The 26,313-nt window shown below is 48.6% G+C and carries 29 protein-coding genes and 1 pseudogene; 7 read left to right on the top strand and 23 right to left on the bottom strand.

Annotation, left to right across the window (positions count from 1 at the left end; translation table 11 throughout):
- The first annotated feature begins 205 nt into the window (after positions 1 to 205).
- Positions 206 to 1,882, top strand: coding sequence for an L-lactate permease LutP (gene lutP, locus ACWJJS_RS03390; protein WP_052827876.1), 1,677 nt, complete (start codon positions 206 to 208; stop codon positions 1,880 to 1,882).
- Positions 1,883 to 1,919: 37 nt separating this feature from the next.
- Here lutP and rpoN read toward each other — a convergent pair whose 3' ends face one another.
- Complete coding sequence (rpoN, locus tag ACWJJS_RS03385; RefSeq protein ID WP_223883539.1) at positions 1,920 to 3,230, bottom strand: RNA polymerase factor sigma-54; 1,311 nt, start codon at positions 3,228 to 3,230, stop codon at positions 1,920 to 1,922.
- A 77-nt stretch (positions 3,231 to 3,307) separates the two neighbouring features.
- Here rpoN and yvfG point away from each other — a divergent pair, with 77 nt between their 5' ends.
- The gene (yvfG, locus tag ACWJJS_RS03380) at positions 3,308 to 3,526 is read left to right on the top strand and encodes a protein YvfG (protein WP_003151570.1); all 219 of its coding nucleotides are present in this window, start codon (positions 3,308 to 3,310) and stop codon (positions 3,524 to 3,526) included.
- A gap of 13 nt (positions 3,527 to 3,539) precedes the next feature.
- Here yvfG and ACWJJS_RS03375 read toward each other — a convergent pair whose 3' ends face one another.
- The 15 genes from ACWJJS_RS03375 to ACWJJS_RS03305 all read right to left on the bottom strand — a co-directional run bounded on the left by ACWJJS_RS03375 (position 3,540) and on the right by ACWJJS_RS03305 (position 19,253).
- The gene (locus ACWJJS_RS03375) at positions 3,540 to 4,505 is read right to left on the bottom strand and encodes a polysaccharide pyruvyl transferase family protein (protein ID WP_454023315.1); all 966 of its coding nucleotides are present in this window, start codon (positions 4,503 to 4,505) and stop codon (positions 3,540 to 3,542) included.
- Positions 4,484 to 5,656, bottom strand: coding sequence for a DegT/DnrJ/EryC1/StrS family aminotransferase (locus ACWJJS_RS03370; protein ID WP_454023314.1), 1,173 nt, complete (start codon positions 5,654 to 5,656; stop codon positions 4,484 to 4,486). Before ACWJJS_RS03370 ends, ACWJJS_RS03375 begins: the two co-directional genes overlap by 22 nt.
- Positions 5,657 to 5,660: 4 nt before the next feature.
- Positions 5,661 to 6,308, bottom strand: coding sequence for an acetyltransferase (locus ACWJJS_RS03365; protein WP_160249202.1), 648 nt, complete (start codon positions 6,306 to 6,308; stop codon positions 5,661 to 5,663).
- A complete protein-coding gene (locus ACWJJS_RS03360; protein ID WP_032858368.1) occupies positions 6,305 to 6,913 on the bottom strand; it encodes a sugar transferase in 609 nt (202 codons plus the stop codon). The genes ACWJJS_RS03365 and ACWJJS_RS03360 overlap by 4 nt, the downstream gene beginning before the upstream one ends.
- On the bottom strand, positions 6,910 to 8,427 hold the full coding sequence (locus ACWJJS_RS03355) for an MATE family efflux transporter (RefSeq protein ID WP_007613919.1): 1,518 nt from the start codon (positions 8,425 to 8,427) through the stop codon (positions 6,910 to 6,912). Before ACWJJS_RS03355 ends, ACWJJS_RS03360 begins: the two co-directional genes overlap by 4 nt.
- Positions 8,424 to 9,458, bottom strand: a complete 1,035-nt coding sequence (locus tag ACWJJS_RS03350) for a glycosyltransferase (protein WP_454021430.1) — start codon at positions 9,456 to 9,458, stop codon at positions 8,424 to 8,426. The genes ACWJJS_RS03355 and ACWJJS_RS03350 overlap by 4 nt, the downstream gene beginning before the upstream one ends.
- Positions 9,455 to 10,531 (bottom strand): polysaccharide pyruvyl transferase family protein, encoded by a 1,077-nt coding sequence (locus tag ACWJJS_RS03345; protein ID WP_101562453.1) that lies wholly within the window; start codon positions 10,529 to 10,531, stop codon positions 9,455 to 9,457. Before ACWJJS_RS03345 ends, ACWJJS_RS03350 begins: the two co-directional genes overlap by 4 nt.
- A gap of 4 nt (positions 10,532 to 10,535) precedes the next feature.
- Positions 10,536 to 11,573 carry a glycosyltransferase family 2 protein gene (locus tag ACWJJS_RS03340; RefSeq protein ID WP_102422575.1) on the bottom strand — a complete coding sequence of 346 codons (1,038 nt, stop codon included), beginning with the start codon at positions 11,571 to 11,573 and terminating at the stop codon, positions 10,536 to 10,538.
- An 18-nt stretch (positions 11,574 to 11,591) separates the two neighbouring features.
- Complete coding sequence (locus ACWJJS_RS03335; RefSeq protein WP_025853495.1) at positions 11,592 to 12,695, bottom strand: EpsG family protein; 1,104 nt, start codon at positions 12,693 to 12,695, stop codon at positions 11,592 to 11,594.
- A gap of 3 nt (positions 12,696 to 12,698) precedes the next feature.
- Positions 12,699 to 13,835 carry a glycosyltransferase family 1 protein gene (locus ACWJJS_RS03330; RefSeq protein WP_454023313.1) on the bottom strand — a complete coding sequence of 379 codons (1,137 nt, stop codon included), beginning with the start codon at positions 13,833 to 13,835 and terminating at the stop codon, positions 12,699 to 12,701.
- Entirely contained in the window at positions 13,828 to 14,670 is an 843-nt protein-coding gene (locus ACWJJS_RS03325; protein WP_015387673.1) for a glycosyltransferase family 2 protein, read from the bottom strand. The genes ACWJJS_RS03330 and ACWJJS_RS03325 overlap by 8 nt, the downstream gene beginning before the upstream one ends.
- Positions 14,667 to 15,806, bottom strand: a complete 1,140-nt coding sequence (locus tag ACWJJS_RS03320; RefSeq protein WP_014305877.1) for a glycosyltransferase family 4 protein — start codon at positions 15,804 to 15,806, stop codon at positions 14,667 to 14,669. The genes ACWJJS_RS03325 and ACWJJS_RS03320 overlap by 4 nt, the downstream gene beginning before the upstream one ends.
- Before the next feature lie 15 nt (positions 15,807 to 15,821).
- Positions 15,822 to 17,639 carry a polysaccharide biosynthesis protein gene (locus ACWJJS_RS03315; RefSeq protein WP_172614994.1) on the bottom strand — a complete coding sequence of 606 codons (1,818 nt, stop codon included), beginning with the start codon at positions 17,637 to 17,639 and terminating at the stop codon, positions 15,822 to 15,824.
- Positions 17,640 to 17,859: 220 nt separating this feature from the next.
- A complete protein-coding gene (locus ACWJJS_RS03310) occupies positions 17,860 to 18,540 on the bottom strand; it encodes a CpsD/CapB family tyrosine-protein kinase (RefSeq protein WP_003151543.1) in 681 nt (226 codons plus the stop codon).
- Between the two features lie 5 nt (positions 18,541 to 18,545).
- Positions 18,546 to 19,253 carry a YveK family protein gene (locus ACWJJS_RS03305; protein ID WP_454023312.1) on the bottom strand — a complete coding sequence of 236 codons (708 nt, stop codon included), beginning with the start codon at positions 19,251 to 19,253 and terminating at the stop codon, positions 18,546 to 18,548.
- Positions 19,254 to 19,497: 244 nt separating this feature from the next.
- Between ACWJJS_RS03305 and slrR the strand changes: the two genes are divergently transcribed.
- The 3 genes from slrR to ACWJJS_RS03290 all read left to right on the top strand — a co-directional run bounded on the left by slrR (position 19,498) and on the right by ACWJJS_RS03290 (position 21,831).
- Positions 19,498 to 19,953, top strand: coding sequence for an HTH-type transcriptional regulator SlrR (gene slrR, locus ACWJJS_RS03300; protein ID WP_017418863.1), 456 nt, complete (start codon positions 19,498 to 19,500; stop codon positions 19,951 to 19,953).
- A gap of 80 nt (positions 19,954 to 20,033) precedes the next feature.
- On the top strand, positions 20,034 to 21,482 hold the full coding sequence (locus ACWJJS_RS03295) for a carboxylesterase/lipase family protein (protein WP_454023311.1): 1,449 nt from the start codon (positions 20,034 to 20,036) through the stop codon (positions 21,480 to 21,482).
- Between the two features lie 148 nt (positions 21,483 to 21,630).
- The gene (locus tag ACWJJS_RS03290) at positions 21,631 to 21,831 is read left to right on the top strand and encodes a hypothetical protein (protein WP_454023310.1); all 201 of its coding nucleotides are present in this window, start codon (positions 21,631 to 21,633) and stop codon (positions 21,829 to 21,831) included.
- A 31-nt stretch (positions 21,832 to 21,862) separates the two neighbouring features.
- On the opposite strand, the gene ACWJJS_RS03285 is transcribed toward ACWJJS_RS03290, so the two are convergent.
- Together ACWJJS_RS03285 and ACWJJS_RS03280 are read right to left on the bottom strand one after the other, a co-directional pair.
- A complete protein-coding gene (locus tag ACWJJS_RS03285; RefSeq protein WP_025853511.1) occupies positions 21,863 to 22,393 on the bottom strand; it encodes a dihydrofolate reductase family protein in 531 nt (176 codons plus the stop codon).
- Positions 22,394 to 22,472: 79 nt separating this feature from the next.
- Complete coding sequence (locus ACWJJS_RS03280) at positions 22,473 to 23,102, bottom strand: YczE/YyaS/YitT family protein (RefSeq protein WP_454023309.1); 630 nt, start codon at positions 23,100 to 23,102, stop codon at positions 22,473 to 22,475.
- Between the two features lie 132 nt (positions 23,103 to 23,234).
- Here ACWJJS_RS03280 and ACWJJS_RS03275 point away from each other — a divergent pair, with 132 nt between their 5' ends.
- Positions 23,235 to 23,753, top strand: coding sequence for a GNAT family N-acetyltransferase (locus ACWJJS_RS03275; RefSeq protein WP_070082421.1), 519 nt, complete (start codon positions 23,235 to 23,237; stop codon positions 23,751 to 23,753).
- Positions 23,754 to 23,793: 40 nt separating this feature from the next.
- On the opposite strand, the gene ACWJJS_RS03270 is transcribed toward ACWJJS_RS03275, so the two are convergent.
- From ACWJJS_RS03270 to ACWJJS_RS03255, 4 genes and pseudogenes are all read right to left on the bottom strand, one after another.
- Positions 23,794 to 24,282: a phenolic acid decarboxylase gene (locus ACWJJS_RS03270; RefSeq protein ID WP_454023308.1), complete on the bottom strand. Its 489-nt coding sequence runs from the start codon at positions 24,280 to 24,282 to the stop codon at positions 23,794 to 23,796.
- 21 nt (positions 24,283 to 24,303) lie between these two features.
- Positions 24,304 to 24,465 (bottom strand): annotated as a pseudogene (locus tag ACWJJS_RS03265) (DUF3237 family protein); the annotation flags it as partial.
- 255 nt (positions 24,466 to 24,720) lie between these two features.
- Entirely contained in the window at positions 24,721 to 25,005 is a 285-nt protein-coding gene (locus ACWJJS_RS03260) for a DUF1433 domain-containing protein (RefSeq protein ID WP_454023386.1), read from the bottom strand.
- Between the two features lie 135 nt (positions 25,006 to 25,140).
- Positions 25,141 to 25,455: a DUF1433 domain-containing protein gene (locus ACWJJS_RS03255; protein WP_044052874.1), complete on the bottom strand. Its 315-nt coding sequence runs from the start codon at positions 25,453 to 25,455 to the stop codon at positions 25,141 to 25,143.
- Between the two features lie 92 nt (positions 25,456 to 25,547).
- On the opposite strand from ACWJJS_RS03255, the gene ACWJJS_RS03250 reads away from it, so the two are divergent.
- Positions 25,548 to 26,063: a hypothetical protein gene (locus ACWJJS_RS03250; protein WP_454023307.1), complete on the top strand. Its 516-nt coding sequence runs from the start codon at positions 25,548 to 25,550 to the stop codon at positions 26,061 to 26,063.
- Here ACWJJS_RS03250 and ACWJJS_RS03245 read toward each other — a convergent pair.
- A complete protein-coding gene (locus ACWJJS_RS03245; RefSeq protein ID WP_014305885.1) occupies positions 26,011 to 26,295 on the bottom strand; it encodes a DUF1433 domain-containing protein in 285 nt (94 codons plus the stop codon). The two genes, ACWJJS_RS03250 and ACWJJS_RS03245, sit on opposite strands and share 53 nt — an antisense overlap.
- Positions 26,296 to 26,313 lie beyond the last annotated feature (18 nt).

Raw genomic sequence — 26,313 nt, 5'->3', positions numbered from 1 at the left:
CGCGATCACCCCGTCACTTGTGAATCTTGATGTTTATCGTCTATTATACTTCTTTTTTTGTGTTGCCGACAGGTTCAGACAATTTGTTCAAGAAAAGTATTGTACTTTCAAAACTTTCAAAATATAATGCTAATTAACCCGGTCATCAGATGACCTTATCATAAAAAGTAATCGTTTACATGACATAAGGAGGGGTTTTTTAGGGATGCAATGGACACAGGGGTACGCTCCTTTAGGGGGAAATTTGCTTTTATCGGCAGCTTGCGCGCTCGTGCCGATTATCTTCTTTTTTTGGGCGCTTGCGGTGAAACGGATGAAGGGGTACATAGCGGGGCTTTTAACGTTAGCCGTTTCACTTTTAATCGCTGTATTTGTTTACGGCATGCCGGCGGAAAAAGCGGTGATGTCCGCTTCTCAGGGAGCGGTGTACGGGCTGCTTCCGATCGGCTGGATTATCGTCACATCGGTCTTTCTGTATAAAATCACCGTGAAAACGGGACAGTTCGAGATTATCCGGAGTTCGGTGCTCTCAATTACAGATGACCGGCGTTTGCAGGCGCTGCTCATCGCCTTTTCATTCGGGGCATTTTTAGAAGGCGCCGCCGGTTTCGGCGCTCCCGTCGCGATCTCGGCCGCTTTGCTCGTCGGACTTGGTTTTCAGCCGCTGTATGCGGCGGGAATTTGCCTGATTGCCAATACGGCCCCCGTTGCCTTCGGTGCGATCGGCATTCCGATTACCGCCGTCGAAGGTCCGACCGGGATACCGGCAATGGAAATTTCTCAAATGGTCGGCCGGCAGCTTCCGTTTTTATCCGTGTTTATTCCGCTTTACTTAATCATTTTGATGAGCGGGTTTAAAAAGGCTTTTGAAGTATGGCCGGCCATTCTTGTTTCCGGCGTCTCTTTTGCGGCCGTGCAGTACGCAAGCTCGAATTTTTTAGGGCCCGAGCTTCCGGATGTGCTGTCGGCGCTTGTTTCCATGGCCGCGCTCGCTGTATTTTTGAAATTTTGGAAACCGAAAACGGCCTTTCGTTTCGCGGCAGAACGGGAATCAGCAGCGGCCGCTGACCGGGCGCCGATCAAGTACGGGGGCGCCGCGGTGTTTAAAGCGTGGTCTCCTTTCCTTCTTCTGACGGCCATGATATCCGTTTGGGGGATTCCCGGCGTGAAGGCTGCCTTAACCGGTCATTATGAAGGAACGTCAATGTGGCTTTCCTGGCTGAATGCAGCCGGGCGCGCATTGACCTTCACGCCTCCCGTCCCATTTGTAAATCAGCAGATTCTTCAGGCGGACGGCACGCCGATTGAAGCCGTGTACAAACTTGAGCTTTTCGGTTCAGCGGGAACGGCGATTCTGATTGCCGCCGTCATCTCCAAGTTCGCCCTCGGCATGTCGTGGAAGACGTGGGGCGAAGCGTTTATTGAAACGGTGAAAGAGTTAACGCTTCCGGTCGTGACCATTGTTTCTGTTGTCGGCTTTGCTTATGTAACGAATGCTTCCGGCATGAGCACGACACTCGGTCTTGCGCTTGCCATGACGGGCGCGATGTTTACCTTTTTTTCGCCGGTGCTCGGCTGGCTCGGCGTATTTATTACCGGCTCTGATACATCGGCAAACCTATTGTTCGGCGGATTGCAAAAGGTGACGGCGCTATCTGTCGGGATGGACCCGGTTCTCTCCGTTGCCGCCAATTCATCAGGCGGTGTCACCGGAAAAATGATTTCTCCGCAATCCATTGCGGTTGCCTGTGCCGCTGTCGGTCTGGCGGGCAAGGAAGCCGACCTTTTCCGCTTTACGATTAAGCACAGTCTGTTTTTGCTTCTGCTCGTCTGTCTCATTACATTTTTACAGCATCATCTGTTTTCATGGATGATCCCGTAACACGGAGAACCTCCCCGGGGTTTGGCTCGGGGAGGTTTCAGCTGTACCGTTTTCTCGCCGATGACGGCGGAATATTTAATTGGTCACGGTATTTGGCGACGGTGCGCCTTGAGATTCGGATGTCATATTGTTCATGAAGCAGATCGGCAAGCTTTTGGTCTGAAAAAGGTTTCTTTTTATCTTCTTTACGGACCAATGCTTCCAGATGCGCTTTTACGGCATAATTGGAGGCGCCGCCGTCCCCCGATGATTCAGCTTTCGCCGAGAAAAATGTTTTCATTTCATACAGTCCGTACGGCGTCTGAACGTACTTCCCTTTGATGGCCCGGCTGATCGTTGATTCGTGGAGCTCCAGCGTTTCCGCCACCTCTCTTAAGGTCAGCGGCTGCATTCCGCTTTTTCCTGTGAGAAAAAAGGATTCCTGCCGTTCAGTCAGGACGCCGATAATTCTCGTGATCGTTTGTTTTCTTTGCGACAAAGCCCGGTTCAGCCAGCGCCATTCCTGATATTTTGCCGACAGATAATTTTTCGTGTCACGGCACCCGGCGGCTGACAGGAGCGGCTGGTAATGGGCATGCAGCTGGATGTCAGGAAACGAACGGCTGTTGAGCCGCGCTTGAATGATGCCGTTTTTCACCGTGATGAAAATATCCGGTTCTACGTAAAAACCCGGCTCCTCATGCGCATAACGGAGCCCCGGCCTCGGATCAAGCGCGCTGATCATGTCAGCGATGTCCTGAATGTCTTTAAGCGGAATGCCCGTTTTCAGTGTAAGCGCTTTCCAGTTCTTTCTGGCAAATAGCTCAAAATAGGCTTCGGCAATCCATTCCGCCTGTTCGTTACGCTCGGGCAGACGGCGGAGCTGAAGAAGGATGCATTCCTGCAAAGACCGGGCGCCGATTCCCACGGGCTCAAGGGATTGAAGCTTTTTCAAAACCGCTTCCGTCTCCTCTTGTGAAGCGGATACATGGTCGGCGGCGGCTGATATGTCCTCTTTTAAATATCCGTTTGAATCCAATGAATGTATCAGATAATTGAAAATTTTTTTCTCATCATCGGACAGCTTCATGTCTAAGGCTTGCTGTTTGAGCGAATCCTGCAGCGTTTTACGGGTAAGTCTGATCTGCTGGCTTCCGTCCCGTTCTTTCATCCTGTTTTTATTTGTTTTATGGTAAGATAGTGGCGGCGTGTCTGTTTCCTTTCGTTCAATCAGAGGGTTTTCCAGTGAGAGCTCATCAATATATCCGGCCAGTTCCGCGGAATTGTATCCGAGTAATGTGATGGCCTGTTTAAGCTCTTGCGTTAATTGAGGCTTTAACATTTGTGTTTGCTGAAGTTTGATATCCATCATGCTCACTCCCCTTTTTTCATTGTACATGATTGGTTTCATACCGTATATACTTATTAAAAGGAGTTGCTTTATAGATGTCAGAACTTTTTTCTGTTCCCTATTTTATTGAAAACTTTACACAGCACATTGAAATGAATCCGAATGAAGACCGAATTCATGCGATGAACAGCTATTACCGCTCCGTCGTCTCAACCCTTGTACAGGATCAGCTGACGAAAAACTCGGTTGTGCTCAAAAGAATTCAGCATTTGGATGAGGCGTACAACAAAGTAAAACGCGGAGAAACAAAATAAACCTTCCGCTCATTCAAAGCGGAAGGTTTTCCTTCGTGCCGGCGGTTTCACCGATCAGCCGGACGTCCGGCGCTTCGTGCGTCCAGGTGTAATAATAGTTGGCATTTTTCCCGTATGAATTATCAATGACGGTATTCGGTTTCCCGAGAAGCGAGGACAGGATGTGGCCGTGGAGCCTTGACGTTTCCACCGATTCGTACCTGCTGAAAAACAGGACCGCTTTTTTCGTTAAGAAATCGGAATAGCGTTTCCAAAACCGCGCAATCGGCAGCGGGTTTCCCGCTTTTTTATTCAAAACACTCAGCGTTTGGAAAAAAGCGATTCCCCTGCGGTCGCTTGCTGACAGAACATCCTGCCAGTCACAGTTTTTAACGGAAGAATTGTTTTGCAGCTTCGGGTTGATTTCCCCATCCGTGCGGATAAAATGAAGCCTGCCGCGTGACGGAGCCGCTGACGCCGCGATCGGATACAGCTGATGGGCCATATCAGGCATAAGCCCGATATGATTCGCCGAAAAAAAGCGTTTCGCAGTCTCGTATGACACATGATCTCTCGTAAACAGGTGGAGATCCTTGTGCTCCGCAAAAAGCGCCGATGTCTTTTGCAGCCGTGTCTTATCCTGATAATAAATCGATTGCGGCAGGATGACGATCCTGTTTTCCGGAAAGGATTTGACGATTTTTTCCCTGAACGTCTGATAGTACGGATAGAGATCCCCGAAATTTCCGCCACCCTGACAGACGATGATCGTCTTTTTGTCCGCCCGGCGCCCGAATGGAAAATTGTCGGGATTCCAGCGCTGTTTCACGCGGATGCCGTGCGCTTTAAAAAACGCCTCCGTCCCTTTCATAATCAATAAATCCCCTACATTTCCGTAGAGGGGATAGTCGGCATATATGATGTCGGATTGCGGCGGTATAACGCTGAGCAGACCCGTCAGCTTCTCTTTTAATCGGCTCATAACATGGCGGCTGTCCATGTTTTCTCCCCTTTCGTTTCAAACAGTTGCGCAAGTGCGTCAATGACACGCTGCTGCTCCTCAGAAGACAGGTCAGACCCGGACGGCAGACAGATGCCCCGGCTGAAAAGGTTCTCAGAGACACGCTCATGTTCGCTGTGAGGATAAAAGACGGAAGATGAGAAAAGCGGCTGCGTATGCAGCGGTTTCCACAGCGGCCGGGCCTCAATGTTCTGTTCCGCAAGACAGGCAACGGCTTCTTGCGGCGTCACGCCGTTATCAAGCGTCAGAGCCGTCAGCCAGCGGTTTGAAACCGTTCCTTCAAGCTCCGGCATCATGCGGATGCCCGGATATGTTTCCAGCGCTTCCCGATACCGGTTAAAGATTTCTCTCCTCGCCCGGACGCGATCTTCGAGCACTTCCAGCTGCGATATCCCCACGCCCGCGAGAATGTTGCTTAGCCTGTAGTTGTAACCGAGCTCGCTGTGCTGGTAATGAACGGCGGCATCTCTCGCCTGTGACGCAAGAAACCTCGCTTTTTCAATCGCGGCTTCATCGTCAGACACGAGCATGCCGCCTCCCGATGTTGTAATGATTTTGTTGCCGTTAAAGGAATAAATGCCGAAACGGCCGAAGGTGCCGCTCTGCCTGCCTTTATATGTTGATCCTAAGGACTCGGCAGCGTCTTCAATCAGACAGACGCCGTATGCGTCACAAAGGCTCATTAATTCATCCATTTTCGCGCTTTGGCCGTAAAGATTGACGGCGATCACCGCTTTCGGGAGTCTGCCGCGCCGCTTTGCATCCCGGAGCGCCCGCTCAAGCGCAGCGGGCGACATATTCCACGTCTCCCATTCCGAATCAATAAAAACGGGCTCAGCCTGCTCATACACAATCGGATTCGCCGTGGCGACAAACGTAAAGGAAGGACAAAATACAACGTCTCCTTTTTTCACACCCGCAAGCCGCAGGGCAAGTTGGATGGCGGCCGTTCCCGAGCTTACGGCCGCCGCGCTTTTCACTCCCGCATATTCCGCGAGCCGCGCTTCAAACGAATTGACGAGCGGACCGAGCGGGGCAATCCAATTGGAGCGGAAGGCTTCTGCGATGTATTCCTGTTCTTTTCCGCTCATATGAGGCGGAGACAAATAAATCCGTTTGTTTGTTTGCATGAAATCATCCTTTTTCATTATGGATAGGGGGGATGACGCGGGCCGGAACGCCGACCGCCGTCACATGGCCGGGAATTCTGCTGATGACCGCAGCCCCCGCGCCGATAACGGACCAAGGGCCGATGTCCATCTGCGGTATGACGGACGCGCCGATTCCGATGTGCGTTCCTTCCCCGACTTTCACTCCGCCGGCAAGCGCCGCGCGCGGTGAAAGATGGACGTAATCTCCGATTGCATTGTCATGATCGGCAACCGCCCCCGTATTGATGATGCAATGGGCGCCGATGTCAGCGCCCGCCTGAATGACGGCGCCCGCCATCACAACCGTTCCGTGTCCGACGGAAGCCGTTTCACTGACGATCGCCCCGGGGTGAATGAGTGCGGCATAATCGGCATCTTCAATCCCAAGCGTTTCAGCGAACTGCTTTCTGACGCCGTTGCGTCCGATGCATATCGTGAACACGGCCTCGGGGACGAGTTTCTGAAGTATGTGCACGTCTTCCGTCCGGCCCGTATATAAACCGTTCCGAACGGCAAAACCGCTGAATCCGTCGTCCAATATGCCCGCAAGCTCCATATCGGAACGGGCCTGCACGATTTCCTTCACGACTTTTCCGTGTCCGCCGTTTCCGATCAGCACGACCTTTTTCACGATGACATATCTCCGCTGCCTGTGAAGCGCTTTGCCGTCACATGGCCGGCTTGGTGTATGCCTTCTGACACGAGAACTTTTTTCACTGTTAAAAGCAGAATCTTTAAGTCGAGCAGAAAGGTGCGGTTGTCGACGTACCACACGTCGAGCTTGAATTTCTCCTCCCATGAAATCGCGTTTCTCCCGTTAATCTGCGCCCAGCCCGTAATTCCCGGCTTCACCTCGTGCCGCCGCGCCTGCTCCGCCGTGTAAAGCGGCAGATAATCCATCAGCAAAGGGCGGGGGCCGACCAGACTGATATCGCCTTTGAGCACATTAAAAAGCTGGGGAAGCTCATCGATGCTCAGTTTTCTGATCAGCCTTCCCGTTTTGGTCAGGCGCAGATGATCCGGAAGCAGCACACCGTTTTCATCACGCGCATCCGTCATCGTTCTGAGTTTATACAACGTAAACGGACGCCCATTATGCCCCGGTCTCGTCTGTTTGAACAATACCGGAGACCCGATGGCGCATCTGACGGCTGCCATGGCGAAGAGAAGAATGACACTCGCGCCGCACAATAACAGCGTCGCGGCCGCTATATCAAATACACGTTTCACCTTCAAATCTGAACAGCTCCTTTCACTTTTCGGCATTTCTGTAAAGCAAGCCGCCTTTCTTCTTTCGTACAAATGAAGAAAAAAGCGAATGCGGCATAGCTTATGCATACGGCAAGCCCCGCGGCGATCAGACCGGCCCAGCTGTCAAGCGGTGAAAACAGCCGGATACCCCGGCAGACGGCCCAGGCAAATACGGCCGCCGCCAACGGTCCGAACATGCCTTTGTAAAACGCGGTTTTCTGAAAGCCGGTAATATGCGAAACATACAGCGGCGTGAAGACGGCATTTTTCAAAATGAGGGAGACAGCCCCGGCAATGGTGATGCCGTACAGCCCGAGATGTGCCGGTCCGCTGAGAACCACGGCCAATATGACATTCAGTCCGCCTAAACATAAAGTAACGACGGCGGGCGTTTTTTGTTTATTAAAAGCCGTCCATACGTAAAAAAGCGGCATGACAGAGAGACTGACCGCCAAATACGCGGCGTGAATATATAAAAGCGGCGCCGTCTGCACAAACGACGGGCCCAGCCAAATCGCCAGAAACGGTTCGGCAAGCCCTCCTAATAACGCAGCGGGAAGCGCGAGGAGAAGCCCGTTCATCCGCACGGCCTTATTGGCGTAAGACAGGAGACCTTCCATATCGCCTTTTGAATAATAGGAAGTCAAAACCGGCGCAAACAGTGAAGCAAGCGTCCCGGCAAGACTTCTGAGCAGAAGCGGGAATTGAATAATCGCCGCATAGACACCCGCTTCAGACGGCCCCAGCACGAGGTTGGCCGTCATGAGGTCAATCTGCAGAAACAGCAGCACGCCGATCTGGTTGACAGAACTCCAGGCACCAGCCGAAAACAGCACTTTGCTCGTCTGTAATGACAAGGTTTTACGGCTGAAAGAAAACCATGGAATCAATTTCTTAAAGAAGAAAAAAGTCAGCACAGCCGCACAGACGGCTCCCGCTAATGCCGAAAGCTGGATCTGCCAGATCTTCGGCGGCAGGCACGTAAACAGAGCGAGCACACACAGCACCCTGACCAGCATTTGCACGGCCTGAATGGAACTTGTGATATAAAGCTTGTTTGCAAAAAACGGCCCCGTCGCGAACCCCGCCATAAAAAACGTCAGCATAAACAGCACGCTGCCGATTACGATAGACAGCCTCACATCCGTTAAGAGCCCGGCCGGTACATTCATAATCTTGTCAATAAAAAAAGCAGTCCCGGCGAGCGGCACAGCGAGTAATAGAGATATCACGACAGACGCGGCTAAATAATTGCTTACATACGCATTGGCCTCGTCCCTGTTCCCCCTGTGGGCGGCGACGGAGAAAAACCTCACAACGACTGAGCTCAGCGCAACGGTAATAATAGAGAAATAGTTAATGATATTCTGTGTCAGATGGACAAACCCAAAAGCCTCCACACCTAATGTTTTCACAATAAAGGGCGTCATCCACACTGATAAAAACACCGATAGTAAAAACGCCGTCACATTGGCGCCGAAATTAATGGCAAATTTCATGCTCCTTCCGCACTGCCTTTCTCTTTCGATTTCCGTTCGAAAAACGCATGCAGAAGAAGAGGAAGGCGCATTTTGCACAGACCGAGCACCACGCGCTCCCCGGCCAGCAGCTGTTTATGGCGGCACGGCGTCCTGCGCACCGCCGTTTTTACCATGTCATACGCTAAGATTCTGCCGATATGCGCCGTAATCTGGTGTGACGGCTGCGGGGCGGCGCATGCGTTGGCGATCAGCATCGGAATCTGATGCTTGCACAAATACGTATCAATATCGCTCCGGCAGGCGTCCGTCAGCCCGTTTTCCTCATAAAAAGCCATTTTCGCTGCATATTGCTTTTGCAGTTCGTGATCTAAGCGGGGCTTAAACGGTGTTTCTGTAAGACTTTGCGGATTTTCCCGGTAGATATACAGCCCTTCGTCTATCACTTTGACACGCGCGGCTTGGCGGAACGCTGCCAAGTTAAACGGAGAGTCCTCGGCAAACCGGATATCTTCATGGAACAACAGCCCTTGCAATGCTTCTCGCCGGTATATATAGCGCCACACATACCAAATAAACCGATGTTCGTGCGCGCGGGTCAGCAATGCAGTCATTTCATCCGCTGTGAAGACGCGGCCCGGCGGAAGGGACGGCGGCATATATGTTCTTTTTTTAGACGGCGTTTCCTTATAATAACCGCAGCCGGCGATATCCAGCCGGTTCTTCTCCGCTTCTTCATAAAGCCGCTCGAACATCGTTTCCGTCACATAGTCATCGCCGTCCGCAAAACCGATATAACGGCCGCGGGCGGCTTTTATTCCGGCATTGCGGGCCGAGCTGAGGCCGCCGTTTTCTTTATGAATCACCCGGATTCTCGCATCTTCTGCGGCGAATTGTTCAGCCATCCGGCCTGACTGATCCGGTGAACCGTCATTGACGAAAATGATTTCGATGTCTCTCAGCGTCTGTTTTGTTAAAGAAACCGCGCATTCTTTAATAAAAGGCTCTGTCTTATACATCGGCACGATCACGCTCACAAGCGGCGCGGTCATTGGGCATCACCGCTGATTTTCGAGCGCAGCCCGGCAAAATAAACACTTCGCAAAGAACCGCCTTCCTCATGCTTGCCGCTGAGCAGCCGATTTACGGCGGATGTTACGGCTTCAGGGTCGGGACGTTCAAGCAATGTCATGTTCGGTATGTTTTTCAGCCATTGATAGCCTTCCATCACCTTATGATCAAACGAACGAATGACGACACAAGGCGTTTTCGTCAGCGCACAAAAAATCATCCCGTGAAGCCTGTCAGTGACGACGGCTTCCGCGCCTTTCAGCGTATTCCAAAGCGCTTCCAGCTCCTTTTCGCGTGTATGGCGGCTGACCCTCCGGCCGACCGTCGTGGTAAAGGAATACAGCTCTCCGTACTCTTTGGCCAAAGCTTCTTTTACCATCGTTCTGTCCTCAGCCGTCAGCGCGCTCTCCTTATCCTCCCGTAAACAGAGGTAGATCCCTTCCCGCGCTATGCCCCGCTCGCTTTTATCCAAATATAAGACCATGTCAGGCTGTTTGAGCACTGTTTTTCCGGGAAAATGACGCTTCATCCATTGATACGTCGTCTCATCTCTCGCCATCAACAAAAGGTCGGGATGCGCATTGTACACTTTTCGGGCGCGCTTCAGTTCCTTCCGCCCCTTTTTTGATTCAGAAAAGTGAGCCGTCGCCGGAAGCTGAACGATCCGATATTGCCGGAATGTTTTTATGATAAAGCGGCGCGTCCATTCCTCATACCGGTACAAATCCCCCATGTTCCCGCCGCCGATGATGAATACCATATCATCGGGGTGGCGCTTTTTGATCAGCGCTTTTGCGGATCTGTATATATCCTTCATATCCACCTCGACAATGTCAAAATCGGGATACTCCCGTTCAAGAAACGTTTTGCTTGCGTAGGCGATGGCGTGATCGCCGAGATTATCATGGGACGGGAGCAGCGTCAGAATGATCTTTTTTCTTGCCGCTGTAAGCCCCGCCCCATCCGCTGCCGTTCCGAAATGAAATTGGGACGGGTATTTGACTTTAAGCAACAGCCATTCCGCGAGATTGATTTTTAAAGATTGTATCGACATGTCTTCACCCTCTGATTTTCATTTTGTACTCGATTGCCCGCTGATACGCGGCTGATGCCAGCGACACGAACGGAATCAGCTTCAGCTTCGCCAAAAGCAGAAGGCATGAGCGTTTGGCGTCAAACGGCGCCGTTCCCGTTTTGGAAAGGCTCAGGCGGAATACGGGATCAGCGCATATCCGGCTGATATTCTTCCACTTCTCAGAAAACCGGCCTCCGTTATTCCGCTTCCATTCATTCAGCAGGCAGACCGTTCCGTGCTGAACGATGAAAAAATCCAGCTCCTGCTGGTATTCCTGTAAGCAGCCGTTTTCACGCAAAAAAGCCTCGTTCAGCCGATAGAGAACGAGACCTGAGTCAAACAGCTTTTTCTGATAGCTTTGCACAATGGAAGTCAAGTGAATCCGATAATGATAGAGCGGCTGATCCACGTATGAGACGGCACCTGCGAAAACATGCGCCCGGAGGCTGAAGTACTGATCCTCCACGTGCTCCAGCTCATCACGAAGCGGAAAGCGCAGCTGATGATGCTCGATCATGGATCTTTTGTACAGCTTGTTCCATGAAAAGCCGCTGACTCTTCCTTCAAATAAATCTTTCAGGTACCGTTGTTTCGGGCGGCCCTCGTACGCTGAAGCGATCGTTGAAACGGCGGTTTTCCCCGTATCCGCAAATTCAGCCGCATATTCGCAAATCACGAGATCAGACTGATCAGCCTTCGCTTTTTCATACATGCTGAGGCAATAATCAGGTTCAACCCAGTCGTCCGCATCAATAAAAGCGATAAATTCGCCGCGCGCCGCCTCGATTCCCCTGTTGCGGACCGCGCCGAGCCCCCGGTTTTGCTGATGAACGACCCTGATTCTCTCATCCCGCTTCTGATAGGTTTCAAGAATCGCCGGGCTTTGATCCGTTGACCCGTCATTAACGGCCACGATTTCGATATTGGCGAGCGACTGATTGAGCAATGAATCTAAGCATCTTTCTAAATAAGTTTCCGTATTATACACAGCAATTAATAAACTGACCGCGGGTGTTTCCATATAAACCTCCAGTGTCCATTACCGGGAAAAAATCGTTCTGTACGGAAGCACAGACGAATCGACCGGCATAAGCAAGTAACTGTAAAGAAAATAACAGACAATAATGGCGATATAAATCAGCGCATTTGATTTTTCATCAAAAATCCTCACAAAATAAGGGATCAGGATCATTTGGTACAGGCCGAAATATATATTAAACCGGGCAAAAATAACATCCTTTGTCGCCAAAAGACCGAAGAGCAGGCCGAGCAGACAGAAATTCACGATGACATCAATGTCAGGCCAGAGCTTCCGCAGCCGCTCCCGATAGCAGAAAGCCAAAAACAGCGGCAGAAGCAGCACCGCGATTTTTACGACGTTCATCCCGTTCGTATTGGTCATCAGCCATTTCTCATAATGGCCGTACGAGCTGTTTTCCAGCACGACGACAAACAGCGAAATGAACTTCTGATACAGAAACGTCATAAGAAGAAACAATGCCGACAGTCCGAAAATCGCGGGCGACCATGCTCTTTTTCTGACGAGAAAATAAACCGGAATCATAATCAGCGCTGAGGAATGAAAAAGCGAACACAGCAGCACGATTGACATATAACGCTTCCAGCTTCCGCTGATCACGTAACGGACGGCCCAAAACAAAACGGCCGCCACCATATACTGCCTGATCCCGTTAAAGGAAGCGTAATAGTGATACGTGCCCAAAAACAAAAATACACTCAGCTCAAACGGACGGCCGAACTCAACGAGCCCCTTTAAAATAAAGCTGCACGTCACGACCGCCACGGTGAAATACATGATTTGCGGATCTTTCGTGATAAAATTCATGAGCCAGATGAGAGCCGTAAACCCCGGATCAACGGCTGCTTTTTTCGCTCCGAACCCGAAGATCTCCCAAATGCTTCCGTAATTTTCCGCCAGCTTGTACATTAGCGCGTACGTCTGAAAATCCGTCCCGACTCTGTAGCGCAAACCGGAGACCAATACCAGCGATAGCAGCGGAACGAGCATGACGAGCTGATTCGGCCGGTATCCGGTCGAAAGCGATTGATCACGCCCGCCGCACATTTTCGCGAACCATGACCAAATATAAACAATTCCCATATTGACTACATATACAATCATTCGTTACTGTTCCTTTTTCCAATTCATATTGTAAAGCTTCATAACAGCCCCCGCATTTTCTCCCGCGTCATATCCCAGCCGCCTGAGGGTTTCTTTAATACGCGTCCCGTCAGGCTTTGCCGCCTCTGCTGCCCGTAAAACCGCGGATGCCCATTGTCCCGGCGGTTCTTTGAGGCTGAGCCTTTTGACCAGCCCGAGCCCGGCATCGGCTTCTTCCGTTATGCCGTCTGATATCACGCACGGCACCCCGGAGGCCTGCGCTTCAACGAGCGTGACGGGCAGCCCTTCATAAAGAGACGGCATGACAAATACATCCAGCGTTTTCAGCAGATCATGAACGCGGTCTTCTATACCGATAAAACGCACATCATCATCAAGCCCCAGCTTCGCCGCCAGATTTTCCATATCGGTGCGAAGCGGACCGTCTCCGGCGAGAATCAGCTGTAAGCCGATGCCCCGCTCTTTCATATCAGCGGCCAGCCGGAGCAGAAATTCGTGGTTTTTTTCTTCTGTAAAGCGGCCGATATGGCCGATCACCAAACGGCCGTCTGCAATGCCCCGCTTCCTTTTTTCAGCTTCTGTATCCGCGCACCCGCCGGCAAATAAGTCAAGATCAATGCCGTTCGGCAAAAGATGCACGCCTTTTTCTTTCCCGAATAAGAAACGGCCCGCCTCTTTTCCGCAGGCGCACAGTGCCGTGGCGTTTGCCGTGATCAGCCGTCTGAACACAAACAGCTGCATCCCGGCAAGCCGCGACGCCCGCCCCCGCCACGACGTACTGTGCGAATGGCAGATCCGCACTGGGACGCCGGCTAAACGAGCGGCAAGCGCGATAAATCCCGACTGAAAATCGGTATGGGCGTGCACGGCGGCAAACGGGCCTTTTTCCTGAATCACCCGCTTGACCTGTTTTACAAATGTAATCGGGTTTGTGCTGCCGATGCTCGGCACATAAAAAAGCCGTCCGCCGAGAGCGAGAATTTCCTCATCATAAGCGCACGGATCGTTCCTATGGGTTAAAAAATCAAACTGCACCTTCGTTCTGTCCATCTTCCGGTATAAATTCATCATCATCGTTTCTGCGCCGCCCCTGTTCATCCCGCTGAAGATGTGCAGCACCCGCATCGGTTTGTCAGTCATGTTCGGCAAGCCCTTCTTTTTGGCGGATGTCCCTGTTTTTATGATAACGGTTCATGACCGCGGGCGGCGTAATGGCGCGGATGAGCGGTTTTGCGATATACGCGTAATGGGAAATCGGCAGCTTCAGCCGTCTGCATGCCTGAAAAACGAGCACCGCATTATCAATGGAATACGTAAACGATCTCCTTTTAAACGCATCACTGTCCTCTCTGACTTTATACAGCGTTTCCTGAAGGTTGTACCCTCGGAAACCCGCTTCAAAAAAGCGCAGCCACAAATCGATATCCTCCATCCGCCGCGTCCGCCTGACTGACCGGTAGCCGCCAAGCGCTTTGTACGCTTCAGCCCGCATCATAATGGTGCCGTGGCAGAACGGTGTGCCTTTCGCCATAATTCCCGGTTTCGGCACGGGCGGCAAAAGCCGGGCGCCCCTGACGCCGAATTCGTCAAATACGAGCATCCCCGTGCCTACGACTTGATAGTGGGCGTGCTTGTTTAAGAAAGCGGCCTGTTTTTCCAGTCTCCTCGGGTTGGAGATGTCATCACCGTCCTGCCTGGCGATATAATCCCCCGTTGCGTATGTCAGACAGCGGTTCAGCGAAGCGGCAAGCCGTTGATTCGTCTTATTTTGAATCAGCGTGATCCGGTCGCTGTAATGATCCGCGTAACGGCGCGCAATCTGATACGTTCCGTCAGTTGACGCGTCATCACACATAATCAGTTCCCAATTCTTATACGATTGGCTCAGGATGGATTCAATACTCTCCGCTAATGTCTCTTCGCAATTATAAATTCCCATGATGACGGAAATTTTCGGTTGTGCTCCTGCATTCATACGCTTTTCTCCTTTTTATCCATATAACCGGCGTAAATGTGCGCCATTTCCTTTACCGTACGTGTTTCTGAAAAACATTCCGCCGTCCTGCGCCCTTCTTGTCCCATTGCTTTTCGCAGACCCGGGGACCGGTACAGCTTTTCAATCCGATCGGCAAATGCCGCGCTGTCCCCTGCCGGCACGAGAAAACCGTTCACACCGTCTTCGATGATCTCACGGTGCCCCCTGTTGTCCGCGGCAACGGCGGGCTTTTCGGCAGCCATTCCTTCAAGCAGATTCATGCCGAGCCCTTCGCGGATGCTTGAGGCGACAGACAGATCGGCAAGCTGAATCAGCTCATGAATGTCACGGCAAAAACCGTAAAACCGCACAATGTCGGATACCCCGAGTGATTCAGCCTTTTTTCTGTACGGTTCTTCCATCGCGCCTTCTCCGGCAAATACGAGTTTCAGCTCCGGAATGCGGTTCTTCAGCAATGCCGCAGCCTCAATGAGAAGTCCCTGGTTTTTATTGCCGTTTAATTCAGCGGGGTATATGAGGATAAATTCCCCGGCGCCGAAGCCGTGTTTTTCTCTCAGACGTTCACTCTCTGCCCGGCTCACAGGGCGAAACCTGTCTGTATTCACGCCGATGCCGTGTATTTTCTTCGCGCCGCAAGCTGTTTTTTTCATTTGCTTGGCCCGTTCGTAATCCTCTTCATTAATCGTAATCAAACAATCCGTGTAAGAAGAGAGAAATTTTTCGATCGGGTAATAAAGAAGCCAGTTTTTCAGGGGCGCTCCGTCGCAGAAGTGAAAGCCGTGCGCGGTGTACAGCACCTTTGTCCCTTTTTGGCGCGCTTGTCTCGCCGCAAGGCGTGCAAGCACGCCGCCGACCGGCGTATGACAGTGAATCATGTCGTAGCCGTTGTCCTGAATGAGCCGTTTCAGCCGCCTGTAAACAGAAAGATTTTCGGGATGAAACGGCGAGCGCCGGATCGGAATGGAAAACTTTTCATCAACGAACGGAAGATTCATATTGCCGCCTGCCGCGACGTGCACTTCCCACCCCATATCCTGAAACCATTGAAAATACGGAAGATGAAAGGCTTTAAAATGATAATCGACAGTGGCGCAGAATAATACTTTTTTCGTCATCTTTCTGTCCTCCCATCACACACCTGCGGCCGCTTCTTCATGTACTGATTCGATCGCCTCAAACAGCCGTTTTCTCAGCTCATCTTCAGGCAGACGACTGAATTCCTCCATAAAACGGATGAGCACGGCCCAATCCCCGTCGATCGCTTTCCCGATATGGATTTTCGGAAAAATCTGTTCCGTATGTACTTCATTATGATTCAGCAGTTCTTCATACATCTTTTCTCCCGGGCGGATACCGGAGAATTCAATGGGAATCTGTTCTGTCGTATAGCCTGATAAATGAATCAGGTTTTTTGCCAAGTCGACGATTTTGACGGGTTCTCCCATATCCAGAACGAAAATCTGCCGCCCCTTTGCAAGCGCCCCCGCCTGAATGACGAGTCTTGACGCTTCGGGGATCGTCATAAAATATCTTGTCATCGCCGGATGCGTGACGGTGACGGGTCCGCCTTTTTCAATCTGCTTTTTGAAAATCGGAATGACGCTGCCGCGGCTTCCGAGCACATTCCCGAAACGGACGGCGGCGAATTTGGTGTTGCTGACCTTTCCGAGGTTCATGATGACCATTTCCGCAAACCGCTTCGTCGCGCCCATGACATTGGCCGGATTGACCGCTTTGTCAGAAGAAATCAGCACGAATGTTTCCGTTCCGCACATATCGGCGGCTTCGGCGACATTTTTCGTGCCGATAATATTGTTTTTGACGGCTTCTTCCGGATTATGTTCCATTAACGGCACATGTTTATGGGCGGCCGCATGATAGACGACGTGCGGCTCGTATTTTTTCATCAAGGTAAAGATTTTATCTCTGTCCTGAATATCGGCGATCTCCGCGTGAAAAAGCACCTCTTTGCCGAAGCGTGCGGACAGTTCGTTATGCACCGAATAAATGCTGTTCTCCCCGTGGCCGAGAAGGACGATTTCATGTGGAAGAAACGAGCTGATCTGGCGGCAGATTTCAGAACCGATAGAGCCGCCGGCGCCCGTGACCAGAATCGTTTTCCCTTTGATGCTGTCAGAAATTTTGCTCGTATCAAGGGTGACCGGCTTTCTGCCGAGGAGATCTTCGGCTTTCACATCCCTGATGTGTCCGGCAGCCTGCGTTCCGAGCAGGATCTCATCAAATTGCGGCATGATTTTAATATGGGCGCCCGTCTGTACACATTCTTTGTACAGCGTCTGAAGCTCATGGGTGCAAAGAGACGGAATGGCGATGATAATGTGGTGAATTCTCAGCCTCTGCACCGCCGGCATAATGCTTTCTTTTCCGCCGATGACGGGCAGGCCCATAATTTTGAGCTTATGCTTCGTCTGATCATCATCAATAAAAGCCACAGGCATGATTCCGAGATCGTTTTTCTGGGTAAGCTGACGGACGAGCAGCGTTCCTCCTGCGCCCGCGCCGATGATCAGCGCCCGGGAAGAGTCATTTTGCTTCCTGCCGATCGTTTCTTTCAGCACGCGCGAAATCATCCGGCTTCCTCCGATGAACAATAGCTGAATCATCCAGCTGACGGCTAAAAGCCGGAATAAAATCGTGTGGAACACCCCGTATTGGACGGCGGCTGTCACAGCTGCGGACAGCGTGATCCCCTTCAGCAGATCAAGCAGCTCGCCTATTCCCGTATACGTCCATACCTGCTTATACTGGTGAAACATAAAAGCGCATACATGATGGCTGATCAGCATGCTCACGGCGGTCAGCAGTAACGCTCCGGAGTCATAAAAGTGATAAGAATCCTCAAAAAATTGATATCCTATAACAACGGAAAGTAAAACGAGATACGTATCCAATGCAAAAATCATTGAAAGTCTTCTCCGGTAAGTCAATCTTTCCCCTCCTCATTTATCGGTTTAGCTGATACGGTTTTCGTAAAAACAGACATAACAGCTAAACCGATAACAATGCATCATCTTAAGATAAATTGGGCATTTAACCCGTCCTCACACCCCGCCACCGACGACCAGCATCTAAGGCAGCGGAAAACGCCGCCCACAGCAGAGCCGAGTGCCTCCGTTGATAAAGGTAAGGAGACATCACCTGCACCGCTCAATACGAGTAGTGCTCTGTTTTTTTGATTTTCTTTTTATTCAGCAGCGCCCCCAAAAGCTTTGCCTTAGACTGCTGAAGCGCGTCTTTCGCCTTTTGGACGGTATCCATTTTCGTTTTTCCGCTCAAGACGACGAGAACGCTTCCATCTGTCTGGTTCGCTAAAATCTGTCCGTCCGCCACCGCCAAAAGCGGAGGTGAATCGAAAATAACCAGACTGTACCGGCTGTACATCTCCTGAATCAGCTCTCCCATCGCCTTTGAAGATAAAAGCTCAGCCGGATTCGGCGGCGTCGGCCCGCTCGTTAAGACGTAAAGGTTATCAATCAGCGTTTTTTGCACCGTTTCGCCGAGGGAAGCGTTTCCGACTAACACATTCGTAAGGCCTTGTACATTTTCAAGCTGATAGGTCTCGTGTATCGTCGGTTTTCGTAAATCCGCATCGACGAGCAGCACCTTTTTTTCCTGCTGTGCAAATACCGCGGCAAGGTTGGCGGCGCTGAATGACTTTCCTTCTCCCGGAACGGAGGAAGTGACGAGAATGGAGCGCAAATGGGTCTGAACAGAGGAGAACTCAATATTTGTCCGAATGGTGCGGTATTGTTCAGCCACCAATGATTTGTGATGTAAAACGGATATTTGAGCCAGTCCCCTTCTTGATTTCTTTTTTCTGAATCCCAAACGCCTCACTCCCCGAAATGTTTTTCATCAGACCGTGTCTGCTGATTTTTGATGTCATACACAACCCCTAAAACAGGCAAGTCTGTTTTTTCGCTGAGCTGCCGCTCGCTTTTAACGGTTTCATCAAGAAAGTGGAGAAAAAACGCAAGCGTCACACCCGCCATGAGAGCCGCACCGAACGCCATCATGATATTCCTGATGCGCGAAGGCTTGACCATCGGACTTTCCGATACTTTTGCCTCGGACAAAACAATGACGCCTTTTATATTCATCCTGTCACGGACTTCTTTTTTAAATGTCTTCATCAGCGTGTTCGCTATAGCGGCGGCCTGTTTCGGGTTCTCGTCCTGCACCGCTACGGTAATGATCTCTGAATCGGTTTCGCTGCTTGTCGTAATCTTTGCTTTTAAAGCGGATGCCGTCTCAGAAAGATGCAGCTTCTGTTTCACTTTCTCAAGCACAACCGGGCTTTTCATTATCGTTTGAAACGTATTGTTGTAATGAAGATTCAGCTGAACGTCGCTGAGATTCGAATTTTTTTCACCGCTTGTTTCATGAATGAGCACTTGGGTCGATGCCTGATAAACGGGCGAAACCACCCGGAATTGGATGTATCCCGTCACCAGCGTTACAACTGCTGTCATGATAAAAATCAGTAAAAGTCTGTGTTTAATAATGTCAAATAATTCTTTAAAACTCATATTCTCATTCATGTAATTACAGCCTCATCCTTATTGCATCAGGCTTAAACGCCCCCTTCTGTTAATGATTGGATTATAAAAGAAAAGGTCGAAATTTGAAAATTTCAAATTAAGCCATTTGGTTCTTTTTAGAGAACATTATCATGATTTTCCTCTTATTTACTGCACTTCCCTTATAATTTTAAATTTTATAAAGAACGAAAAATTTCTTATAATGAACAAAAAAATGCCAGTATACAGGGGAGAATTCAGCACAATGATTGGAAGAATAATTCGTTTATACCGCAGAAGAAAAGGCTACTCTATTAATCAGCTAGCAGTTGAAGCAGGTGTCTCTAAATCTTATTTAAGCAAGATAGAACGGGGGGTTCACTCAAATCCGTCCATCCAATTTCTGAAAAAAGTATCCGCCACCCTTCAGGTCGATCTGACGGAGCTTTTTGATGCCGAAACGATGCTGCATCAGATGGGAGACACAGAAGATGAGTGGCGCATCCACCTTGTGCAGGCCGTGCAGTCGGGCATGCCGAAAGAAGAACTGTTCACCTTTACGAACAAACTGACTGAAAAACGGCCGGAGCCCGCACCCTACCGCAACAGAAAACTGACTGAATCCAACATTGAAGAATGGAAAGCGCTGATGCAGGAAGCAAAAGAACTCGGCTTGTCCGTTCAGGAAGTCAGATCATTTTTAGAACGGAAGCGTTACTGATGATATGCTGATGAAAGGGCTTTTATTCGCTTCATGCCTTCATCTCTGTTTATAATGAAAAGAAAAAAGGGGATGAAATCATGACAAAACTTACCGTTCAAACCCGCTGCGGCGCACTGAAAGGAACTGCCGGCCGCGGTGCCCGCACATGGAAGGGCATACCGTACGCGAAGCCGCCCGTCGGAGAGCTGAGATTTAAAGCGCCGGAGCCGCCCGCACTTTGGGACGGCGTAAAACATGCCGATTCGTTCGGACCGGTTTGTCCGCAGCCGGATGATATGCTGTCCATATCGTTTTCCGGGGATATACCGCCTCAATCTGAAGATTGCCTTTACCTCAACGTTTTCGCCCCCGATTCAGAGGGCGAAAAAAAGCCTGTCATGGTATGGATACACGGCGGGGCATTTTATTTAGGTGCCGGAAGCGAACCGCTTTACGACGGATCTGCCCTTGCCGCTGAGGGAGATGTCATTGTCGTGACACTCAATTACAGGCTCGGACCGTTCGGCTTTTTACATTTGTCTTCTATTCATGACGCGTATTCCGCCAATATCGGGCTGCTCGATCAGGTCGCCGCGCTGCGCTGGGTGAGGGACAATATCTCCGAATTTGGAGGAGACCCGGATAACGTCACGATATTTGGTGAATCGGCAGGCGGCATGAGCATCGCCTCACTTATGGCAATGCCTGACGCAAAAGGCCTGTTTCATAAAGCCATTTTAGAAAGCGGCGCCTCTCATACGATCCCGGCGGACATGGCAAAAGACATCGCGGCGGCATTTATTCATGAAGCCGGCACTGATCAATTGCAGGAGCTTTCCGTTAATGACCTGCTTAAGACTGCGGATAAAGTGCGGCGCTCACTGGATCAAAACATTTTTCAGCTTTTGTTTCAGCCCGCCATCGATCCGGCCACATTGCCTGCGGAACCGGTGAAAGCCATAGCAGACGGGGCCGCAGAAGGCATACCTATGATCATCGGAACCAATCGTGATGAAGCATATTTGTTTTTCACCCCTGATACAGACATTCATTCCGAGAAAAAGCAGCAAGATTATTTGCATTATTACCTCGGAGAAAACTGCACCGAGCAAGCGGCAGATTTATATCCGCATTCATTAACGGGACAAATCGATATGATGACGGATCTGATTTTCTGGCGGCCGGCTGTCGCTTTCGCACAAGGACAGTCGCAACACGCACCGGTCTGGATGTACCGCTTTGATTGGCATGGCGAAACACCGCCGTTTCATAAAGCCGTTCACGCTCTGGAATTGCCGTTTGTGTTCGGAAACTTTGATTCTTTGAGAAAGACGCTGCAAGAGCCGCTCGGTGATGACGCAGAACAGCTTTCCAAACAAATCCAATCCGCATGGCTCGCTTTTGCAAAAACCGGAAACCCGAACACCTCTCACTTCAATTGGCCTGAATATGAAACCGATTCACGCGAAACTTTGCTTTTCAACACGGATACCGCTGTCGAAAGTGATCCCGATTCCGCAAAACGCCGCATCCTGTTTCAAGCCTAAAAAACGCCAAGGGAGCCGGCTCCCTTGGCGTTTCATTTTCATCTTACAGACATCAGTCAGCTTCGCAGCATATCCATTTCCGCATTACCCCTGATATGTTATATTCCAACCCAATACGTTAACCAAACATTCATAAAGGAGTTTTTATATGGAGAAATCAAGTATTATCGGCACAGCTGCCGTTATAATCGGGGCGCTTATGACCTTAGTTTCATTTATCTTCCTGCGCGACACTGATTTCTATGCCGTGAGGTGGATAGGGGCTGTTATCATGGTTGCAGGATTTTCATGCGGTCCGGCCCACACCATTTCAAAACATAAAAACAAACATGAAAAAGAAACCCGGTAACCTTTACTGGGTTTCGTTCATACATTTCATTTTATCTCACTTCATAATGCAACTCCGCAAATTGTTTGTAACGCCTGACATCAGTCAGCTTCAGTCCTGTCTCCCGGTCTCCGGGTTTAAACAAAGAAATTCCGCGGCCGAGCAGAACGGGGGCGATCTGAATGATAAACTCATCGACAAGTTTTTCCTCCAAAACCGGATGCAGCAGATCACTCCCGCCGACAATCCAAATCCGCTTGCCTTCTTGGCGTTTCAATGCTTTTATAAAATCGGCAGGCTCTTCATGAATAAACCGCACATGTTCAGTACGCCCGGTCAATGTCCGCGAAAACACATAGCATTCTTTACCTTTGTACGGAAATTCCTCAGGCAATAAAACCAATATTTCCTCGTATGTTTTTCTGCCCATAATGATCGTATCGACAGATTCATAGAAAGCTTCATAATCGGTGCTGTCTTCACCTTCAGTTCCGATTAACCAATCTAAAGAATGATTTTCCCGCGCAAGATAGCCATCTGCGCTGACAGCTCCGTAAAAAACGAGCTTTCTTTGACCGCTCATAAAAATCCCTCCCCCTTTTTTATTATACCTTAAACATGCGGGTGACATGAAAAATGATAGAATCGGGTAAAAACCTCCGTTACCGGGTTTTCGTTTCTTCCTGCTTTGGAGATGCTGTTAATATGCCGTCTATCCATCTTCCGGTAATCGGCATAAAGAAATGAAGGATGATCCCGCCTAAACAAACGGTTAATAACGTTCCGATGCCTACCGGACCTTTTAGCATCACGGCCAGTATGAAAAATATGAAGTAAATGACCGTTCTTGAAAAAAAGATGCTTCTCCCGGTTAATTCGCGGACAATTAACGTTAATCGATCAACCGGGATCGGTGCGAAATTTGTGTGCAGGTAGGTTGCGGTTCCTATCCCTATCACAACTAAACCGATTGCAAAACAGCCCGCCTTTCCGTACCATAGTTCAGGCGTTATGACTCGATGCAGAAAAAAAAGCCACATATCAATCCCGATTCCCGTTATAAACGCCGTAATCATCCCTGAAAATTCCGGTCTTTGTCTTTTTAACATTGAATTACAGCAAATTAACAGGAAAGCGATGATGATTTCCCACCTTCCCACGGTAAGCCCTGCATGGACGGACAATCCCACAATAAGCGCATCAAAAGGCGACGTTCCAAGATCTGATTGAATCGTGACAGAAATACCAAAGGTCAAGATCATGATTCCTAAAACATAAAAAACATATTTCACTTTATCGTCCTCATTTTCTTATTTTATGTTGCAAATACAACAAAATTACGTTATGTTTACTATACGGTATTTTCATTGCAAATACAACAAAATTCAGCTGATATGATAAATGAAGAAAGGAGCTGTATGACCATGAGTATTAAATTAAAAAAGTGCAGCCTTAACGATATAACAGAGCTCCGGGAGATAAGCATTGAAACTTTCAATGATACATTTAAAGATCAAAATTCACCTGAAAATATGAAAGCTTATTTGGAAAATGCATTCCGCTCTGAACAGCTGAAAAAGGAATTATCCAATCCGTCTTCTCAATTCTATTTTGTTTATTATCATCATGACCTTGCGGGCTATGTAAAAGTCAACATGAACGAAGCACAGTCAGAAAAAATGGGGGAAGACTCTCTTGAGATTGAGAGAATTTATATAAGAAAAAGCCATCAGAAACACGGGCTTGGCAAATATCTGCTGAATGAAGCTGTGAAAATCGCAACAGCACACAATAAAAAGAACATCTGGCTGGGCGTATGGGAAAAAAACGAAAATGCAATCGCCTTTTATCAAAAAATGGGGTTTGTCCAAACCGGAGAACACTCTTTTTATATGGGTGATGATAAACAAGTCGACTTTATCATGACCAAAACCCTGTCGTAAAAGGATACAAAAAACCCGGCCAAGCTGCCGGGTTTTTCTCTTATTTTAATTTTCCCGCACGGATATGATCGGTCATTCCTTCGTACGGCGCTTCTGAAATCAATGTTTCGTTATTGATTCCCGCATTGTTGAGATACGTAATATCCGCAAACTCGGGAACGACATATTTCGGGTACGTTTCATATTTCTCACGTGACTCTTTCATCACGTCAATGTAATCATTTTGGTAGCACACCGTGATTTCCGGATGCTCATGCACCCATTTCGGGAAGAAAATAATTCCGTGCATCCGTTTTTCATTCGGCATAAAGTTTAAGGAAACGTCTGTGCCTGTCGGTTCAGTCCATGACACTTTGTATACGCCTTCTGTCAGCTTGACGATATTCACTTCCTGGTCGCGCACCCAGCGGCCGCCTACCATTCCGCTATGAATCCGATAGTCGATCGTATGATCATTTTTAATATAGATTTCATACTCCCAGCCGTTTTCATACGTGTAAATCATATGGCTTCCGATAAAGTTTTCCATGTTGACTCACTCTCCATCTTATTATTGAATTTCATAAATATCTAACCGAATGTCATCCGGCAATCTGACCGCAGCCCCGATAAACAGCCGGTCCTGCAGAAACTGATATGCCTCGCTGCTTGCTTCAAACACAGGCACAGTGCGGAAATACACGTGCTCGGGATCAATGATGCGGTTCACTGACTCATAAATGACTTTTTTAAAGAAAGTTCATTCAAGGACGTATCACCTCCCGAGAAATTATGTTTATTTAAACATGTAACTATTTACACGTTTAATTGTAACGCTGTTAAAATGGACTGTCAAATAATGAGCTTTTTCCGGTTATATTTTACCCGGAAAAAGAGGTGTTCAATAAAAAAAGACAAGGGCGGCCCACGCCGAAACCCTTGTCTTTTTCATTAAGCTCATCTATAAAAAACGCAGACGAGCGTCTTCTTAGTAATCACAATCTTTATCTCTGCATCCTTTCTTACTTACAGCGTCTATTGAGTGCCCCATGATCTTGTCATTTGCTTTATCATAAATACCATCAAATTTATTCGATGTATCACCGTTGTAATAGCCAAATACCTCTATCCCGCCCATTGGATCTATCTCGTATTTATCTTTAAATGTAACGTTATGTATACCTTCATAATTCGCTTTGATAAATTTCTCCATTCGTTCTTGCGCAATCTTTATCTCTTCAGCCTGAACATTTTTATCATGCATACTCTTCATTATAAAACCTCCGGCTGCTATAAAAATAACCACGAAGATCAAAACGTATTTTTTCACAGAACTCATCCTTTCCATGAGTTATGACGAAGCTCGCGGACTAGAAAAATGGTGGTGACATCCGATGCATTTAGGGTCTTAAGATTTTTCTTCCGCATCCACAGAGGAGCTCCCTATTTTGTCACCTACAGGATCATATAAACCGTCAAATTCTTTAGTTTTATCGCCGTTTAGATACCCCTCAACTGTAATTCCGCCAGTTGGATCAATAAAATAATCATCATAAGAAATTTTCTCTATTCCCTTGTACTCGTGATGCAAGTATTCGGTCATTTTACTTTTGGCTTTTTCAAAAAGAGCCTTTTCTTCCTTTTTCACATCATATTGATGCTTCATAATCAACCCTCCAACAGTTATAATTAACACCGATACAATAATAAGGTATTTTTTCAAAAAAAATCATCCCTTTCCCTACCCTATTTTACATGACAAGAAAGGTGCTATATAAACGTGCTTATAACTATGACTATCTTAAAAGGAAATTAGTGAACAATGAGTATATACGTACTAATTCTTCCATTTCAAAACCTACTTACTGGTACGTCGATCAAATAAAATCAGACGATAATACAGGACTTGATGCGGTTGTATTAGTACAAGCAGTGAAGAAAAACGGAAAATGCGTAAAATCAAAAAAACTCGAAAACGTGGTCGTCCCCTTTTCAGGAACCGAAATCGCAAAAGGCCCGATCTTTGACGGCGGGAATATTGTTTTCGGAAATAATCCGAAAACAGAAGTGTATTATAAAGAGAAAAACAAGAATGGCTACTCTTTAAGCAAAAGGATTTATCGATTAGAGTTTTTGGGGCCAGCCAATAATACATATGAAGCATACGCAACAATAGCAGGCAAAGGTACACATGTAGCTCGCGGAATAGAAAAATGGTCCACAATTTCCGAAGCAATTGAAGGTATAATACAAAAAAGACGCCACACTGGCGTCTTTATTAATAATCGCAGTCTTTATCTCTACATTCTTTCTTTCTCACAGCATCTATAGTGTGTCCCATAATCTTGTCATTTGCTTTATCATAAATACCGTCAAATTTATTTGATGTATCATCGTTGTAATAGCCAAATACCTCTATCCCGCCCATTGGATCTGTTTCATATTTATCTTTAAATGTAACGTTATGTATTCCTTCATAATTCGCTTTGATAAATTTCTCCATTCGTTCTTGAGCAATCTTTACCTCTTCTGCCTGTTCATTTTTATCATTAATATTCTTCATTATAAAACCCCCAACTGC

Source organism: Bacillus sp. JK106, from assembly GCF_053663355.1.
This window is presented reverse-complemented; position numbering and strand designations above follow the sequence as displayed.

Excerpts from the sequence above, each read along its gene's own strand:
- ACWJJS_RS03345 (WP_101562453.1), bottom strand. The coding sequence starts at position 10,531 with ATGTCGATACAATCTTTAAAAATCAATCTCGCGGAATGGCTGTTGCTT.
- ACWJJS_RS03370 (WP_454023314.1), bottom strand. The coding sequence starts at position 5,656 with ATGCAAACAAACAAACGGATTTATTTGTCTCCGCCTCATATGAGCGGA.
- ACWJJS_RS03285 (WP_025853511.1), bottom strand. The coding sequence starts at position 22,393 with ATGAGCGGTCAAAGAAAGCTCGTTTTTTACGGAGCTGTCAGCGCAGAT.
- ACWJJS_RS03375 (WP_454023315.1), bottom strand. The coding sequence starts at position 4,505 with ATGGACAGCCGCCATGTTATGAGCCGATTAAAAGAGAAGCTGACGGGT.
- yvfG (WP_003151570.1), top strand. The coding sequence starts at position 3,308 with ATGTCAGAACTTTTTTCTGTTCCCTATTTTATTGAAAACTTTACACAG.
- ACWJJS_RS03290 (WP_454023310.1), top strand. The coding sequence starts at position 21,631 with ATGGAGAAATCAAGTATTATCGGCACAGCTGCCGTTATAATCGGGGCG.
- ACWJJS_RS03325 (WP_015387673.1), bottom strand. The coding sequence starts at position 14,670 with ATGAATGCAGGAGCACAACCGAAAATTTCCGTCATCATGGGAATTTAT.
- ACWJJS_RS03295 (WP_454023311.1), top strand. The coding sequence starts at position 20,034 with ATGACAAAACTTACCGTTCAAACCCGCTGCGGCGCACTGAAAGGAACT.
- ACWJJS_RS03245 (WP_014305885.1), bottom strand. The coding sequence starts at position 26,295 with ATGAAGAATATTAATGATAAAAATGAACAGGCAGAAGAGGTAAAGATT.
- ACWJJS_RS03320 (WP_014305877.1), bottom strand. The coding sequence starts at position 15,806 with ATGACGAAAAAAGTATTATTCTGCGCCACTGTCGATTATCATTTTAAA.
- rpoN (WP_223883539.1), bottom strand. The coding sequence starts at position 3,230 with ATGGATATCAAACTTCAGCAAACACAAATGTTAAAGCCTCAATTAACG.
- ACWJJS_RS03355 (WP_007613919.1), bottom strand. The coding sequence starts at position 8,427 with ATGAAATTTGCCATTAATTTCGGCGCCAATGTGACGGCGTTTTTACTA.
- ACWJJS_RS03305 (WP_454023312.1), bottom strand. The coding sequence starts at position 19,253 with ATGAATGAGAATATGAGTTTTAAAGAATTATTTGACATTATTAAACAC.
- ACWJJS_RS03330 (WP_454023313.1), bottom strand. The coding sequence starts at position 13,835 with ATGACTGACAAACCGATGCGGGTGCTGCACATCTTCAGCGGGATGAAC.
- lutP (WP_052827876.1), top strand. The coding sequence starts at position 206 with ATGCAATGGACACAGGGGTACGCTCCTTTAGGGGGAAATTTGCTTTTA.
- slrR (WP_017418863.1), top strand. The coding sequence starts at position 19,498 with ATGATTGGAAGAATAATTCGTTTATACCGCAGAAGAAAAGGCTACTCT.
- ACWJJS_RS03335 (WP_025853495.1), bottom strand. The coding sequence starts at position 12,695 with ATGATTGTATATGTAGTCAATATGGGAATTGTTTATATTTGGTCATGG.
- ACWJJS_RS03270 (WP_454023308.1), bottom strand. The coding sequence starts at position 24,282 with ATGGAAAACTTTATCGGAAGCCATATGATTTACACGTATGAAAACGGC.
- ACWJJS_RS03260 (WP_454023386.1), bottom strand. The coding sequence starts at position 25,005 with ATGAAGAGTATGCATGATAAAAATGTTCAGGCTGAAGAGATAAAGATT.
- ACWJJS_RS03340 (WP_102422575.1), bottom strand. The coding sequence starts at position 11,573 with ATGGAAACACCCGCGGTCAGTTTATTAATTGCTGTGTATAATACGGAA.
- ACWJJS_RS03275 (WP_070082421.1), top strand. The coding sequence starts at position 23,235 with ATGAGTATTAAATTAAAAAAGTGCAGCCTTAACGATATAACAGAGCTC.
- ACWJJS_RS03350 (WP_454021430.1), bottom strand. The coding sequence starts at position 9,458 with ATGACCGCGCCGCTTGTGAGCGTGATCGTGCCGATGTATAAGACAGAG.